Raw genomic sequence first — 14,756 nt, 5'->3', positions numbered from 1 at the left:
ATGCGCTATCTTTTGTAAGGGTAATCACCACTCATCATAGGAAACCATATGAAGAAACAACGCTTGAGCGTTGCCATGGCGGTTCTGGCAGCAGGCCTGTTGCTGGCAGGCTGTTCGTCCAAAGTCACCCAAACGTCGCAGTATTCAGGCTTCTTGTCCGATTACAGCAAACTGCAGGAAACCACCTCGCCAAGCGGCCATAAAACGTTGCGCTGGGTAGATCCAAGCTACAAGGAATCCAACTATCGCGGTATCTACTTCCAACCGGTGGTCTATTTCCCGGCGGAGAAACCAACCACGCGCGTCAGCCAGGACACGCTGAACAAAATCAAGGCGTATGCGACCCAGCGGATTAAAGCCGCGTTGCAGAACCGCTTCACCATTCTGCCCAGCCCGGCAGGCTCACGCGTGTTGGTAGCTAAACTCGCCATCACCGCCGTTTCTGCCGAAAACGAAGACATGAAGTTCTATGAGGTGGTACCGGTCGCGGCGGTGGTTGCCAGCACCATGGCGGCTACCGGGCACCGGACGCAAAATACCGCGCTGTATATCGAAGGCGAGCTGATTGACCAGGATACCGGTAAAACGGTGATGGAAGTGGTACGCAAGGCCTACGGCAAAACCGTCAACAACGACAGTACGCCGGTCACGGCGGATGACGTCAAGGCGGCGATCGACGACATCGTCACCGATATCACCAACTTCCCGAAGCAGGGCTGACCGCCGCCTGAAAAACACAGGGGGAGCCGAAGCTCCCCCTGAATGGCTGCGAAGGCGGCGCTCAAATGCCGTCGCCGTACTCGAACCCGTGGTTGGTGCCGTTGAAGTATTGGTCCATATCCATCGACGGCGTATCGCTCTCCGGACGTCCGACGATGCGCGCCGGCACGCCGGCGGCGGTGGTGTGCGGGGGTATCGCCTGCAAGACCACCGAACCTGCGCCAATTTTCGCGCCCTTGCCCACTTCGATATTGCCGAGAATTTTGGCGCCGGCGCCAATCATCACCCCTTCGCGGATTTTCGGGTGACGGTCGCCGCTGGTTTTACCGGTACCGCCCAGAGTGACCGACTGCAGGATAGAGACGTTGTTCTCCACCACCGCCGTTTCACCGATCACGATGCCGGTGGCGTGGTCGAGCATGATACCGCAGCCGATGGTCGCCGCCGGGTGGATGTCCACGCCGAAGGCGACGGAAATTTGATTTTGCAGGTAGATAGCCAGCGCTTGCCGCCCTTGCTGCCACAGCCAGTGACCGATGCGGTAAGCCTGCAGCGCATGGAACCCTTTCAGGTAAAGCAGCGGCGTGGAGTACTTATCGACCGCCGGGTCGCGCAGCCGCACCGCGAGGATATCGCGCGCCGCCGAAACGATCATCTGGTTGTCGGATTTGTAGGCCTCTTCCACCACCTCGCGCACCGCGATGGCGGGCATGATCGGTGTCGCCAGCTTGTTGGCCAGCATATAGCTGAGCGCGCTGCCCAGGTTCTCGTGCTTGAGCAACGTCGCATGGAAAAAGCTGGCCAGCATCGGTTCACAATCAGCCAGTGCTCGCGCTTCTGATTTAATGCTGTTCCAGACCTGCTCCAACTCTTCTGACGACATCACATTCCCCTCTGCCTTGCCAAACGGGCCGCTTCACACGGTAGCGCGAAACGGCCCGGGTCATTTGCGGGGTCAGCATGCTGCCCCGGCATATCGTTTTATGTCACGCGCTGGGTTTTTCGTCCTTTCGGGCTCGCCCCAGCAGGCTCAGCGCCGCTTCGCGGGCGTCTTTATGGCAGTAAAGCACCTGATAGATCTGTTCGGTGATCGGCATTTCCACGCCGTGCCGCTGCGCCAGCGCCAACACCTCTTTGGTATTGCGATAGCCCTCGACCACCTGGCCGATGCTGTCCTGCGCTTCCTGCACGCCTTTGCCCTGCCCCAGCATAATGCCGAAACGGCGGTTGCGCGATTGGTTGTCCGTGCAGGTTAGCACCAGATCCCCCAGCCCCGCCATGCCCATGAACGTCGAAGGATCGGCGCCGAGCGCAGAACCCAGACGGCTCATTTCCGCCAGCCCGCGTGTAATCAACGCGGTGCGGGCGTTGGCACCAAAACCGATGCCGTCGGACATGCCGGCGCCGATGGCGATCACGTTCTTCACCGCGCCGCCAAGCTGCACGCCGATGAAGTCGGGATTGCTGTAGACGCGGAAGCTCTTGCCGCAGTGCAACAGCCGTTGCAGATCGTCGGCGAACTGCGCATCGGTCGCCGCCAGCGCGATCGCCGTCGGCAAACCGGCGGCCAGCTCTTTGGCGAACGTCGGCCCGGAGAGCACCGCCAGCGGGATCGTCTCGCCCAGCGCCTCACGCGCCACATCCTGCAGCAACCGGCCGGTTTCCGCTTCCAGCCCCTTGGTGGCCCACACGATGCGAGCGTCCGGGCGCAAATGCGGCTTCAGCTGGCGCAGCACGTCGCCGAACACGTGGCTCGGTACCACCACCAGCACGTCGCGGCTGGCCGCCAGCGCACGCGCCAAATCGGCTTCAAGCAGCAGGGTATCGGGGAAAGGAACGTCGGGCAGAAACGCCTGATTGCAGCGATCTTGCTGCAACGTTTGAATTTGCGCGGGGTTGTGCCCCCACAGCACCACGGTGTGGCCGTTACGCGCCAGCGTAATGGCCAATGCGGTGCCGTACGAGCCGGCACCGATGACAGTCATTGAAGCATTGACGGTGTTCATCAGGCATCCTGATGTGGTGCGGCACCTTCGCCTTCCGCCTGCTGCTGCAGATAGTTCATGAACAGCGCGTCAAAGTTGACCGGTGCCAGGTTCAGCTGCGGGAATGTACCGCGGGAAACCAGGCTGGTGATGCACTCGCGCGCATACGGGAACAGGATGTTCGGGCAGTATGCACCCAGGCAATGCGCCAGCTGCGTACCTTCGATGCCTGCTACCGAGAAGATGCCCGCCTGTTGCACTTCGCACAGGAACGCGGTTTCTTCGCCCAGGCTCGCCGTCACGGTTACGCGCAGTACCACTTCATACACTTCGTCAGCCAGCTGGCTGGACGCGGTATCCAGATCAAGTTTAACTTCCGGCTGCCATTCCTGCTGGAAAACCTGCGGCGCGTTTGGCGCTTCGAAGGAGATGTCCTTGGTATAAATACGTTGGATCTGGAAAGCCATTTCGGTGCTGTTTTGTTCTGACATGTGAGTAATACCCTTGGTTAAACGTCCTTATTGACACTCGGTGAACCGGCAAGCTGCTTAAAGCAGCGGATCCAGGCCGCCGCGAGCATCGAGTTCATATAAATCATCACAGCCGCCAATATGCCGGCCGTCGATGAAAATCTGCGGCACGGTGGTGCGCCCGCTGCGCTCGATCATCACTTCGCGCTTGGCGTTATCGCCGTCGATGGCGATCTCGTTAAACGCCGCGCCCTTGCTGTTCAACAGCGCCTTGGCGCGATGGCAGAACGGGCAGGTCGCTTTGGTGTAGATATCAATGTTAGCCATGGATTGCCACCTCAAATAGGTTAAACGGTTACTTACCGCGCACCAGCGGCAGGTTTTCTCCGCTCCAGCCGGAAATGCCGTCTTTCAGCATCGTCACCTTTTCAAAACCGGCCTTGCTCAGGTTCTCCGCCGGCTCGCGGGAGGCGGTGCCGTTGGCGCACACGACGATGATCGGCTGCGCTTTGTGTTTTTCCAGCTCGCCCAGGCTGCCGCTTTTGATTTCGCTGGCGGTCAGGTTGATGGCGCTGGCCAGGTGACCACGGCGGAAATCGTCGCGGCTGCGGGTGTCGACCACCACGGCTTCTTCTTTGTTGATCAGGCGAATAGCTTCACCGCGAGCGATCTCTTTGACCTTGGAGAAACGGCTTTTGAAGGTCATGACGATCACGGCGACCAGCAGGGCGATCCAAGCCAGGCTCAGAATCGGGTGTCTGCTTACGAATGGCATAATTTCTTGCAGCATGGGGTGTAACAACTCCCGTCAGTTAAGGGATAAATAAGTCAAGGTTCCAGAGTATACCTGCCGAGTGCGGCAAATACAGCCAATAAGCAAGCGCGATTGTAGAAACTGCGGGCTGCGCTGAGAAATTCCCGACGTCAGAGCATAAAAGCCCGCGCGATTCGCCGCAACCTTGATCTCTTTGGGCTATTTATCGCCGCCGGCGGTGTAAAATCAGCCGGTTTTTCGAGGGTGAATAGCCATGCTTACGGCGGGCGCATGGCTATTCGCAGCTTAAAAAGTTCATAAGAGGTCAATGCAATGTCGAGCAACAAAAAACCGATGGTACTGGTGATCCTGGACGGTTACGGCCATCGTGAAGAGCGGCAGGACAACGCGATCCTGAACGCCGGCACCCCGGTGATGGATCGCCTGTGGCGAGAGCAGCCACATACGCTGATCGCCGCTTCCGGGCTGGATGTCGGCCTACCCGATGGGCAAATGGGCAACTCCGAAGTCGGCCACGTCAACCTGGGCGCCGGGCGCATCGTGTACCAGGATCTGACCCGACTGGACAAAGCGATCGCCGATGGCGACTTCTTCGCCAACCCGGTGCTGACCGCCGCCGTCGATAAGGCCGTAGCGGCCGGCAAGGCGGTACATATCATGGGCCTGCTGTCGCCGGGCGGCGTGCACAGCCACGACGAGCACATCCTGGCCATGATCAAGCTGGCCGCCCAACGCGGCGCCAAAGCCGTTTATCTGCATGCCTTCCTCGACGGGCGCGACACGCCGCCGCGCAGCGCCGAAGCCCCCCTGCAACGCTGCCGCGACGCCTTCGCCGCGCTGGGCGTCGGGCGCATCGCCTCGCTGATCGGCCGCTACTACGCGATGGACCGCGACAACCGCTGGGATCGCGTGCAGCTGGCCTATGACCTGCTGACCGCGGCCAAAGGCGACTACGTGGCCGAGGATGCGGTCGCCGGCCTGCAGGCTGCTTATCAGCGCGGTGAAAACGACGAGTTCGTCAGACCGACCGTGATCCGCGCCGCCGGTGAGGCCGATGCCGCGATGCAGGACGGCGACGCGTTGATCTTCATGAACTTCCGCGCCGACCGCGCGCGCCAGATCACCCGCGCCTTCGTGAACGCGGATTTCGACAGTTTCCCGCGCGCCAAGCGGGTGCAGTTCGGCGATTTCGTGATGCTGACCGAGTACGCCGCCGACATCGCGACCGCCTGCGCCTATCCGCCGGCTTCGCTGGCCAACACCTTCGGCGAATGGCTGATGAAGCACGACAAAACCCAGCTGCGCATCTCGGAAACAGAGAAATACGCCCACGTCACCTTCTTCTATAACGGCGGCGTGGAAGCGCCGTTCAAGGGCGAAGACCGCGTGCTGGTCAACTCGCCGAAGGTCGCCACCTACGATCTGCAGCCGGAGATGAGCGCCGCCGAGCTGACTGACAAGCTGCTGAGCGCCATCCGCAGCGGCAAATACGATGCCATTATCTGCAACTACCCGAACGGCGACATGGTAGGGCATACCGGCGTATATGAAGCGGCGATCAAAGCGGTGGAGACGCTGGACGCCTGCATCGCCCAGGTGGTTGATGCGGTGCGCGACGTCGACGGCCAGCTGCTGATCACCGCCGATCACGGCAACGCCGAACAGATGCGCGATCCGGCCACCGGCCAGGCGCACACCGCCCACACCAGCCTGCCGGTACCCTTGATTTACGTCGGCAAACCGGCGCGGGCGGTCGAAGGCGGCAAGCTTTCGGACATCGCACCCACCCTGTTAACGCTGATGGGAATGGAAATCCCGCAAGAGATGACTGGTAAGCCGCTGTTCATCGTGGAATAATCCTCTCCATGAGGGAGAAGGCGTTTTTTGCACTATTAAGGGTAACCCGAAGCGCAAACGCAGGCAGCCGACCGCTGCCTGAACGCACCGCGCCAAGGACGTTCACCGCCATGTGCGCCAGCGTATTTTGCGCTGGCGTCTTGCTGTTGCCGCTCGCCGGCCAGGCGGCGGAAGACAATAAATCCCAGCTGAAAGACATCCAGCAGAGCATCGCCGAGAAAGAAAAAGCGGTGAAGCAGCAGCAACAGCAGCGCAGCTCGCTGCAGGATCAGCTGCGTCAGCAGGAAAAAACCATCGCCCAAGCCAGCCGCCAGTTGCGCGACACCCAGGGCACGCTCACCCAGTTGGGCAAGGACATTTCCGGCCTGAACGCCTCGATAGCCAAACTGCAAAAGCAGCAATCTACCCAACAAAACCTCCTCGCCAAACAGCTCGACGCCGCCTTCCGGCAAGGGCAGCACAGCGCCGTGCAGCTGATCCTCAGCGGGGAGGAAAGCCAGCGCAGCGAGCGTATTCTGGCCTATTTCGGCTATCTGAACGAAGCGCGCCAGAAAACCATCGAAGAGCTGAAACAGACCCGCGCCGAGCTGGCGAAGCAAAAAACCACGCTGGTGGCCAAACAGGGTCAGCAAAAATCCTTACTGGGCGAGCAACAGACGCAGCAGCAGAAGCTGGAGCAGGCGCGCGGCGCCCGCAAAAAAACGCTGACCGCGCTGGAAGCCTCGCTGGAAAAAGACCAACAACGCCTGGTGGAACTGCGCCAGAACGAAACCCGCATGCGTGACAAGATCGCTCGGGCGGAGCGCGAAGCCCGCGCGCGTGCCGAACGCGAAGCGCGTGAAGCGGCCAAAGTGCGCGAACAGGTGCGCATCAAGGAGCAGCAGGCGAAGAAAACCGGCACCACCTACAAACCTAGCGAAGCCGATCGCTCACTGATGGCGCGAACCGGCGGCCTCGGTCGTCCGGCCGGCCAGCTGATGTGGCCGGTGCGCGGCCGCACGCTGCACGGCTTTGGCGAACAGCAGCAGGGCGAGCTACGCTGGAAAGGCATGGTGATCGAAGCCCGCGAAGGCAGCGAAGTGAAAGCCGTCGCCGATGGTCGCGTGCTGTTGGCCGACTGGCTGCAAGGCTATGGCCTGATGGTGGTGGTCGAACACGGTAAAGGCGACATGAGCGTGTACGGCTACAACCAAAGCGCGTTGGTCAACGTCGGGGCGCAGGTGCGCGCCGGCCAGCCGATCGCTCTGGTCGGCACCAGCGGCGGCCAGGGAACGCCGTCGCTCTATTTCGAAATCCGTCGTCAGGGACAGGCGGTTAACCCACTGCCGTGGTTGGGAAGATAGATTTGCGCTATGTCAAAACCCGTACAGCTCTGTTAATAGGCTGTCTGCTGCAGGTTTACGCTGCGCAGGCAGGAAAACTCTCCATCGTCATCGATGACGTGGGCTACCGCCCTCACGAAGAAAACGCGGTGCTGCAAATGCCAACGGCGATCTCGGTCGCGGTATTGCCCAACGCGCCGCATGCCCGCCTGATGGCCACCCGCGCCCACAGCCAGGGCCGCGAAGTCTTGATCCACATGCCGATGGCGCCGCTCAGCAAGCAGCCGCTGGAACGCGATACCCTGCAGCCTTCCATGAGCAGCGACGAGATCCAGCGCATCATCCGCAATGCGGTGAACAACGTGCCCTACGCGGTCGGCATGAACAACCACATGGGCAGCGCCATGACCTCCAGCCTGCCGGGCATGCAGAAAGTGATGCAGGCGCTCGAAAGCTACCGCCTGTACTTCCTCGACAGCATGACCATCGGCAACAGCCAGGCGACCCGCGCCGCGGCCGGCACCGGCGTAAAGGTGATCAAACGCAAGGTGTTCCTCGACGATACCGCGAATGAAGCCGACATCCGCCGTCAGTTCAACCGCGCGGTCGAATTGGCACGGCGCAACGGCTCCGCCATCGCCATCGGCCACCCACGCCCGGCGACGGTGAAGGTGCTGCAGCAGATGCTGCCGTCGCTGCCTGCCGATATCGTGCTGGTCAAACCGAGCGCACTGCTGAACGAACCACAGGGCAACAGCGGCGGCAGCTACGTCCCACCGCCGGTCAAACCGCAAAAACCACAGCCGAAGAACCCGTTCAGCGGCGGCGTCAAGCAGTGCAAGGTCAAACCGCCGAAGGAAAAAACCAACGCCGGTACCGCGCTGGGCGTCATCGCCGACAGCATCGCCAGCTCGCCGCCGGTGACCTTCATCAAGCGCCATTGGCAGCACTGGACGCAAGCCAAACCGCAAGCATAAAAAAAGGGCCGGAATTCCGGCCCTTTTCACGTCTGCCGAGATCAATCCCAGCTCAGCACCACTTTGCCCGACTTGCCGGAGCGCATGGCGTCGAAGCCCTGCTGGAACTCGTCGATCGAGAAACGGTGGGTGATGATTGGGGTCAAATCCAGACCGGACTGGATCAGTGCCGCCATCTTGTACCAGGTTTCGAACATTTCGCGACCGTAAATCCCTTTGATAAACAGCCCTTTGAAGATGACCTGGTTCCAGTCGATCGACATATCGGAAGGCGGAATGCCCAGCATGGCAATGCGCCCGCCGTGGTTCATGGCATTGAGCAGCGTGCGGAACGCCGGCGGCGCGCCGGACATTTCCAGACCGACGTCGAACCCTTCGGTCATACCCAGCTCGGCCATCACGTCGTTGAGGTTTTCCTTGCTGACGTTCACCGCACGGGTCACGCCCATCTTGCGCGCCAGTTCCAGACGGTATTCGTTAACGTCGGTGATCACCACATGGCGAGCGCCGACGTGTTTGCACACCGCCGCCGCCATGATGCCGATCGGGCCGGCGCCGGACACCAGCACGTCTTCCCCGACCAGATCGAACGACAGCGCGGTGTGTACCGCGTTACCGAACGGATCGAAGATCGAAGCCAGTTCGTCGGAGATGTTATCCGGGATCTTGAAGGCGTTGAACGCCGGGATCACCAGGTATTCCGCGAAGCTGCCCGGACGGTTCACGCCCACGCCGACGGTGTTGCGGCACAGGTGCGTGCGGCCGCCGCGGCAGTTGCGGCAGTGGCCGCAGGTGATGTGGCCTTCACCGGACACGCGATCGCCAATGCTGAAGCCTTTGACTTCCTGACCGATCGCCACCACTTCGCCCACATATTCATGGCCGACCACCATCGGAACCGGAATGGTTTTTTGCGACCACTCGTCCCAGTTGTAGATATGCACATCGGTGCCGCAGATCGCGGTTTTGCGGATTTTGATCATGATGTCGTTGTGGCCCAGCTCCGGCTGAGGCACGTCGGTCATCCAAATCCCTTCTTCCGCTTTCAGTTTTGACAGTGCTTTCATGGTTTTACCTTATGCAATAACGCCAAGATCCTTACCGATACGTGTAAACGCCGCCACTGCGCGTTCGATTTGCTCCGGGGTGTGGTCGGCGGACATCTGGGTACGAATGCGCGCCTGGCCTTTCGGCACCACCGGATAGAAGAAACCGGTCACATAGATGCCTTCCTTAAGCAACGCATTGGCGAATTCCTGCGCCAGCTTCGCCTCACCCAGCATGACCGGGATGATGGCGTGATCGGCACCGGCCAATGTGAAGCCGGCGGCGGTCATTTTTTCGCGGAACAGACGCGCGTTGGCCCACAGGCGATCGCGCAGGGCGTCGCCCTCTTCCAGCAGTTCCAGCACTTTGATCGACGCGGCGACGATCGCCGGCGCCAGCGAGTTGGAGAACAGGTACGGACGCGAACGCTGGCGCAGCCACTCCACCACTTCTTTCTTGGCGGCGGTGTAGCCGCCGGACGCGCCGCCCAGCGCTTTGCCTAACGTACCGGTAATGATATCGACGCGGCCCATCACTTCGCAGTATTCATGGGTGCCGCGCCCGTTGGCGCCAACAAAGCCCACCGCGTGGGAGTCATCCACCATCACCAGCGCCTGATACTCGTCCGCCAGATCGCAAACCCCTTTCAGGTTGGCGATCACGCCGTCCATCGAGAATACGCCGTCGGTGGCGATCAGAATGTGGCGCGCGCCGTCGGCTTTGGCCTGCTTCAGCTGCGCGGCCAGCTCGGTCATGTCGTTATTGGCGTAGCGATAGCGCTTGGCCTTGCACAGGCGCACGCCGTCGATGATCGACGCGTGGTTCAGCGCATCGGAGATAATGGCGTCTTCCGGGCCGAGCAGGGTTTCGAACAGCCCGCCGTTGGCGTCGAAGCAAGAGGAGTACAGGATCGCGTCTTCCATGCCCAAAAAGGCCGCCAGTTTCTGTTCCAGCTGCTTGTGGCTGTCCTGGGTACCGCAGATGAAGCGCACCGACGCCATGCCGAAACCGTGGCTGTCCATCCCCGACTTGGCGGCGGCGATCAGCGCCGGATGGTTAGCCAGGCCCAGGTAGTTATTGGCGCAGAAGTTGATCACATGGCTGCCGTCGGCGACGGCGATATCCGCCTGTTGCGCGGAGGTGATGATGCGTTCTTCCTTGAACAGCCCTTCACTGCGAGTGGCGGCAAGCTGTTGTTCCAACTGCTGATAAAAAGACGCTGACATTCGGTTATCTCCAGGATTGGGCTATTTGCGGCATATTTTACTGATTTGTAACCAAACTGACGAGAATGCGCGGGAGAGAATATTAAAATTGCAGCAGATATCACGGCAAAAAGCGGACTTCAATGGCAATGCGGGATATTCGGAGCCCTTCCGCTGTTTGCCGCGGCATGAAATGCTATGATAACCGCCATTGAGCGTGGGGCATTGTGCCCCGCCAGCAGCTTAGCAGGGGTAACCCAATGATTATCGTCACAGGCGGCGCCGGCATGATCGGCAGCAACATCATTAAGGCACTGAACGACAAGGGATATCGCGATATCCTGGTGGTGGACAACCTGAAAGACGGCACCAAGTTCGTCAACCTGGTCGATCTGGACATCGCCGACTATATCGATAAAGAAGACTTTATCGCCAGCATCATGGCCGGCGACGATCTGGGCGATATCGAAGCGGTCTTCCACGAAGGCGCCTGCTCCGCGACCACCGAGTGGGACGGCAAGTACATGATGGACAATAACTATCAGTACTCCAAAGACCTGCTGCACTACTGCCTGGACCGCGAAATCCCGTTCCTGTACGCCTCCTCCGCCGCCACTTACGGCGGTCGCGAAGAGTTTATCGAAGAGCGTGAGTATGAAGCGCCGCTCAACGTATACGGCTACTCCAAATTCCTGTTCGATCAGTACGTGCGCGAGATCCTGCCGGAAGCGGACTCACAGATCTGCGGCTTCCGCTACTTCAACGTTTACGGCCCGCGCGAAGGCCACAAAGGCAGCATGGCCAGCGTCGCCTTCCACCTGAACACCCAGATCAACCGCGGCGAAAACCCGAAACTGTTCGCCGGCAGCGAAAACTTCAAGCGTGACTTCATCTACGTCGGCGACGTGGCGGCGGTTAACCTGTGGTTCTGGGAGACCGGCAAATCCGGCATCTTCAACTGCGGTACCGGCCGGGCGGAAACCTTCCAGGCGGTGGCGGACGCGGTGGTGGACTTCCACCAGAAGGGCGCGGTGGAATACATCGAGTTCCCGGAAAAGCTGAAGGGCCGCTATCAGGCGTACACCCAGGCCGATCTGACCAAGCTGCGCGCCGCCGGCTACGACGCACCGTTTAAAACGGTCGCCGAAGGCGTGAAAGAGTACATGGCCTGGTTGAACCGCACCGCATAAGCTGAAGGATTTACGCTGGGTATGAAAATACTGGTTATCGGCCCTTCTTGGGTTGGCGACATGATGATGTCGCAAAGTCTCTATCGCACCCTGAAGGCCGAATACCCCTCGGCGGAGATCGATGTGATGGCACCGGCCTGGTGCCGCCCACTGCTGGCGCGCATGCCGGAAGTCAATCAGGCACTGGCGATGCCGCTGGGCCACGGCGCGCTGGGGCTCGGCGAACGCCGCCGCCTGGGGCGTGCCCTGCGCGCCAACCGTTACGATCGCGCTTACGTTCTACCCAACTCGTTCAAATCCGCGCTGGTGCCCTTTTTCGCCGATATCCCGCAGCGCACCGGCTGGCGGGGCGAAATGCGCTATGGCCTGCTGAACGACGTCCGCGTGCTCGACAAGGCGGCCTTCCCGCTGATGGTGCAGCGCTACGTAGCGCTGGCCTATGACAAAGGCCGCATCCAGCGCGCCGACGATCTGCCGCAGCCGCTGCTGTGGCCACGGCTGCAGGTGAGCGACGAAGAGATCGCCGACACCACCGCAGCCTTCAACCTGACCGACAGCCGGCCGATCGTCGGCTTCTGCCCAGGCGCGGAGTTCGGCCCCGCCAAACGCTGGCCGCACTACCATTATGCGACGCTGGCTCAGCAGCTGATCGAGAGCGGCTATCAGGTCGCGCTGTTCGGTTCGGCAAAGGACCACGAGGCCGGCGAACAGATCCGCGCCGCGTTGCAGGAAGACGCGCGCGATTTCTGCCTTAACCTGGCCGGAAAAACCCAGCTGGAGCAGGCGGTTATCCTGATCGCGGCCTGCCGGGCGGTGGTCAGCAATGACTCCGGTTTAATGCACGTTGCCGCAGCGTTGAACAAACCGCTGATAGCCTTATACGGCCCAAGCAGCCCCGACTTCACGCCACCGCTCTCCGACAAGGCGCGGGTGATTCGCTTGATCAGCGGCTACCACAAGGTGCGTAAGGGCGATGCCGAGCAGGGATACCACCAAAGTTTGATCGATATTCAGCCGCAGCAAGTGTTGGATGCGCTGACGCCGTTACTTGTCGCCAGCGAGGAATAGTCATGCAGGTGTTAATCGTAAAAACGTCCTCGATGGGAGACGTGCTGCATACGCTGCCCGCCCTGACCGACGCGCTGCAGGCCATTCCCGATATCCGCTTCGACTGGGTGGTGGAAGAAGGTTTCAGCCAAATCCCCACCTGGCATCCGGCAGTGGATCGCGTGATCCCGGTGGCCATTCGCCGCTGGCGCAAAAACTGGTTCGGCAGCGACACCCGACAGCAGCGCTGCGACTTCAAGCGCGCGCTGCAAGAACGCCGTTACGATGTAGTGATCGACGCGCAGGGCCTGATCAAAAGCGCCGCGCTAATCACCCGCGTCGCCAAAGGCAACAAACATGGCCCAGACTGCAAGAGCGCGCGCGAGCCGTTCGCCAGCTGGTTCTACAACGTGCGCCATGAGATAGACAAACAGCAGCACGCGGTGGAACGCACGCGCGAGCTGTTCGCCAAAAGCCTCGGCTACGATAAACCGGGCAGCTACGGCGATTACGCCATCGCCGCGCGTTTTCTCAGCCGGCCGCCGGTCGATGCCGGTCAATATCTGGTGTTTTTGCACGCGACGACGCGTGACGACAAGCACTGGCCGGAGCAGAACTGGCGCGAGCTGATCGCGCTGGCGGCCGACAGCGGGCTGAAGATCAAACTGCCGTGGGGCGCAGAACATGAACATCAGCGCGCGCTGCGTTTGGCGGAAGGTTTTTCACATGTCGAAGTGCTGCCGAAGCTCAGCCTGCAGCAGGTGGCCGAGGTGCTGGCCGGCGCCAAGGGCGTGGTCTCGGTCGACACCGGGCTCAGCCATTTGACCGCCGCGCTCGACAAACCGAACATCACGCTGTTCGGGCCAACCGATCCCGGCCTGATCGGCGGCTACGGGCAAAATCAGCACTCGCTGATTTCGCCGGAAAAGAGCATGGCGACAATCGATGCCGATACGGCATGGCAGGCGTTGCAAAAGGTTATAGCATGAAAAAACTGCATATTATCAACCTGGGTAAAATGGGCGGCGTCGAGCGCCTGTTCCTGCAGTACATCAACGATACCACCGACGGTAGCAACCAGGTGTTGTGTATCAGCGGCGACATTGGCGAAGAGATCCGCCGCCAGTTGCCTGCGCATCAGCCCGTCACCTTCGCCAACCGCCTGATCAATGCGCTGCCGCTGCGCTGCCCGCAGTTCCTGCGTAAATTTTTGCTGAAGTGGAAAATTGAACGGGCGAACGCCGACGTGGTGATCGTCTGGGACCTGGTGCCGGGGCTGGCGGCCAAACCCAAGCGCGGCAAGCTGGTTTACTACGATCACGGCTGCTCCTGGCGTTATTCCAAGAATAAAAAGACGCTGAGTTTCTTCGCCATGCTGGACGGCGTCATTTCCGCCTCGCACGCGTCGAAGCGGGTGATGGAGCTGCGTTTTAATCTGCCTTGCCCAAATCACGTGGTGATCAACCGCATCAAGACGCCGGCGGGGATCGACACTGCGGCGAAAACGCTGTCGCAGCCGGTCAGGATCGGCACCGCTTCACGCCTGGTCAGCCTGAAAGGCATCAGCGTTTCATTATTGATGATGCAGGAACTGCTGCGGCGCGGGCATGACGTCACGCTGGAAGTGGCCGGCAAAGGGCCGGATCGCGCGGCGTTCGAGGCGCTGGCGGCCCGGCTTCAGCTCGGCGACCGCGTCACCTTCAGCGGTTATCAGGATGACGTCGCCGGCTTCTTCAATCGCACGCACATCTACATGAGCACGCCGATCACCGAGCCGTTCGGCTTGTCCTGCATGGAATCGCTCTATTTCGGCGTGCCGGTCATCTTCCCGCAGGTTGACGGCCAGCCGGAAGCGGTGAAGGACGGCGTCTGCGGCATTGGCCTGACGCCGTCGGTCACCGTCGAACAACACCGGCAGCTCACCGATATCGAGGTCGACTTCCCGCATGAGGTCTACGACCCGTTGACCGACAGCCTGGTGGCGCCCAAGCTGCTGTCGCATCTCGACTGTGCGGATGCCGTTGAGACATTGCTGGCGCGCGACACCTACCAGACTCTGAGCCGAAATGCGCAGCGCTATCCTGCGGAACATTTCAACTATGCTCAGTTCAAAGCTGAGTTCGACGACACGCTGCGATCCTTTATCGCTTAATTGAAACGT

General features: G+C 60.7%; 15 protein-coding genes. 8 read left to right on the top strand and 7 right to left on the bottom strand.

Features of this window, described 5'->3' with window-relative positions:
- The first annotated feature begins 48 nt into the window (after nucleotides 1–48).
- Nucleotides 49–720, top strand: coding sequence for a DUF3313 domain-containing protein (locus FHU12_RS22750; protein ID WP_141971935.1), 672 nt, complete (start codon nucleotides 49–51; stop codon nucleotides 718–720).
- Between the two features lie 61 nt (nucleotides 721–781).
- Here FHU12_RS22750 and cysE read toward each other — a convergent pair whose 3' ends face one another.
- The 5 genes from cysE to FHU12_RS22725 form a co-directional block, all read right to left on the bottom strand.
- The gene (gene cysE, locus FHU12_RS22745) at nucleotides 782–1,603 is read right to left on the bottom strand and encodes a serine O-acetyltransferase (protein WP_004931135.1); all 822 of its coding nucleotides are present in this window, start codon (nucleotides 1,601–1,603) and stop codon (nucleotides 782–784) included.
- A 103-nt stretch (nucleotides 1,604–1,706) separates the two neighbouring features.
- Nucleotides 1,707–2,726 (bottom strand): NAD(P)H-dependent glycerol-3-phosphate dehydrogenase, encoded by a 1,020-nt coding sequence (gene gpsA / locus FHU12_RS22740; RefSeq protein ID WP_141971933.1) that lies wholly within the window; start codon nucleotides 2,724–2,726, stop codon nucleotides 1,707–1,709.
- Complete coding sequence (secB, locus tag FHU12_RS22735; RefSeq protein ID WP_025304678.1) at nucleotides 2,726–3,196, bottom strand: protein-export chaperone SecB; 471 nt, start codon at nucleotides 3,194–3,196, stop codon at nucleotides 2,726–2,728. Before secB ends, gpsA begins: the two co-directional genes overlap by 1 nt.
- A gap of 57 nt (nucleotides 3,197–3,253) precedes the next feature.
- Nucleotides 3,254–3,502, bottom strand: coding sequence for a glutaredoxin 3 (gene grxC / locus FHU12_RS22730; RefSeq protein WP_004931142.1), 249 nt, complete (start codon nucleotides 3,500–3,502; stop codon nucleotides 3,254–3,256).
- 28 nt (nucleotides 3,503–3,530) lie between these two features.
- Nucleotides 3,531–3,965 (bottom strand): rhodanese-like domain-containing protein, encoded by a 435-nt coding sequence (locus tag FHU12_RS22725; RefSeq protein WP_063991310.1) that lies wholly within the window; start codon nucleotides 3,963–3,965, stop codon nucleotides 3,531–3,533.
- 297 nt (nucleotides 3,966–4,262) lie between these two features.
- Here FHU12_RS22725 and gpmM point away from each other — a divergent pair, with 297 nt between their 5' ends.
- The 3 genes from gpmM to FHU12_RS22710 are packed head-to-tail and all read left to right on the top strand — an operon-like array spanning nucleotide 4,263 to nucleotide 8,106.
- Entirely contained in the window at nucleotides 4,263–5,807 is a 1,545-nt protein-coding gene (gene gpmM / locus FHU12_RS22720) for a 2,3-bisphosphoglycerate-independent phosphoglycerate mutase (protein ID WP_141971931.1), read from the top strand.
- 8 nt (nucleotides 5,808–5,815) lie between these two features.
- Complete coding sequence (gene envC, locus FHU12_RS22715) at nucleotides 5,816–7,150, top strand: murein hydrolase activator EnvC (protein ID WP_141971929.1); 1,335 nt, start codon at nucleotides 5,816–5,818, stop codon at nucleotides 7,148–7,150.
- Between the two features lie 2 nt (nucleotides 7,151–7,152).
- Nucleotides 7,153–8,106, top strand: coding sequence for a divergent polysaccharide deacetylase family protein (locus FHU12_RS22710; protein ID WP_141971926.1), 954 nt, complete (start codon nucleotides 7,153–7,155; stop codon nucleotides 8,104–8,106).
- A gap of 41 nt (nucleotides 8,107–8,147) precedes the next feature.
- Here FHU12_RS22710 and tdh read toward each other — a convergent pair whose 3' ends face one another.
- Together tdh and kbl are read right to left on the bottom strand one after the other, a co-directional pair.
- Nucleotides 8,148–9,173: an L-threonine 3-dehydrogenase gene (tdh, locus tag FHU12_RS22705; RefSeq protein ID WP_025304682.1), complete on the bottom strand. Its 1,026-nt coding sequence runs from the start codon at nucleotides 9,171–9,173 to the stop codon at nucleotides 8,148–8,150.
- Between the two features lie 9 nt (nucleotides 9,174–9,182).
- Nucleotides 9,183–10,379 (bottom strand): glycine C-acetyltransferase, encoded by a 1,197-nt coding sequence (kbl, locus tag FHU12_RS22700; protein WP_004931154.1) that lies wholly within the window; start codon nucleotides 10,377–10,379, stop codon nucleotides 9,183–9,185.
- A gap of 239 nt (nucleotides 10,380–10,618) precedes the next feature.
- Here kbl and rfaD point away from each other — a divergent pair, with 239 nt between their 5' ends.
- Genes rfaD through FHU12_RS22680 form a run of 4 tightly spaced genes read left to right on the top strand, consistent with a single transcriptional unit; the run spans nucleotide 10,619 to nucleotide 14,747 of the window.
- Nucleotides 10,619–11,548 (top strand): ADP-glyceromanno-heptose 6-epimerase, encoded by a 930-nt coding sequence (gene rfaD / locus FHU12_RS22695; protein ID WP_089186598.1) that lies wholly within the window; start codon nucleotides 10,619–10,621, stop codon nucleotides 11,546–11,548.
- Between the two features lie 21 nt (nucleotides 11,549–11,569).
- On the top strand, nucleotides 11,570–12,616 hold the full coding sequence (gene rfaF / locus FHU12_RS22690; protein WP_141971924.1) for an ADP-heptose--LPS heptosyltransferase RfaF: 1,047 nt from the start codon (nucleotides 11,570–11,572) through the stop codon (nucleotides 12,614–12,616).
- Nucleotides 12,617–12,618: 2 nt separating this feature from the next.
- Nucleotides 12,619–13,584, top strand: coding sequence for a lipopolysaccharide heptosyltransferase RfaC (gene rfaC / locus FHU12_RS22685; RefSeq protein WP_141971922.1), 966 nt, complete (start codon nucleotides 12,619–12,621; stop codon nucleotides 13,582–13,584).
- Nucleotides 13,581–14,747 carry a glycosyltransferase gene (locus FHU12_RS22680; protein WP_141971920.1) on the top strand — a complete coding sequence of 389 codons (1,167 nt, stop codon included), beginning with the start codon at nucleotides 13,581–13,583 and terminating at the stop codon, nucleotides 14,745–14,747. The genes rfaC and FHU12_RS22680 overlap by 4 nt, the downstream gene beginning before the upstream one ends.
- Nucleotides 14,748–14,756 lie beyond the last annotated feature (9 nt).

The organism is Serratia marcescens (assembly GCF_006715005.1).
In the GTDB taxonomy this organism is placed as follows: Bacteria; Pseudomonadota; Gammaproteobacteria; order Enterobacterales; family Enterobacteriaceae; genus Serratia; species Serratia montpellierensis.
Note: the sequence above shows the minus strand (reverse complement) of the source record. Positions and strands in the feature narration are given on the sequence as shown.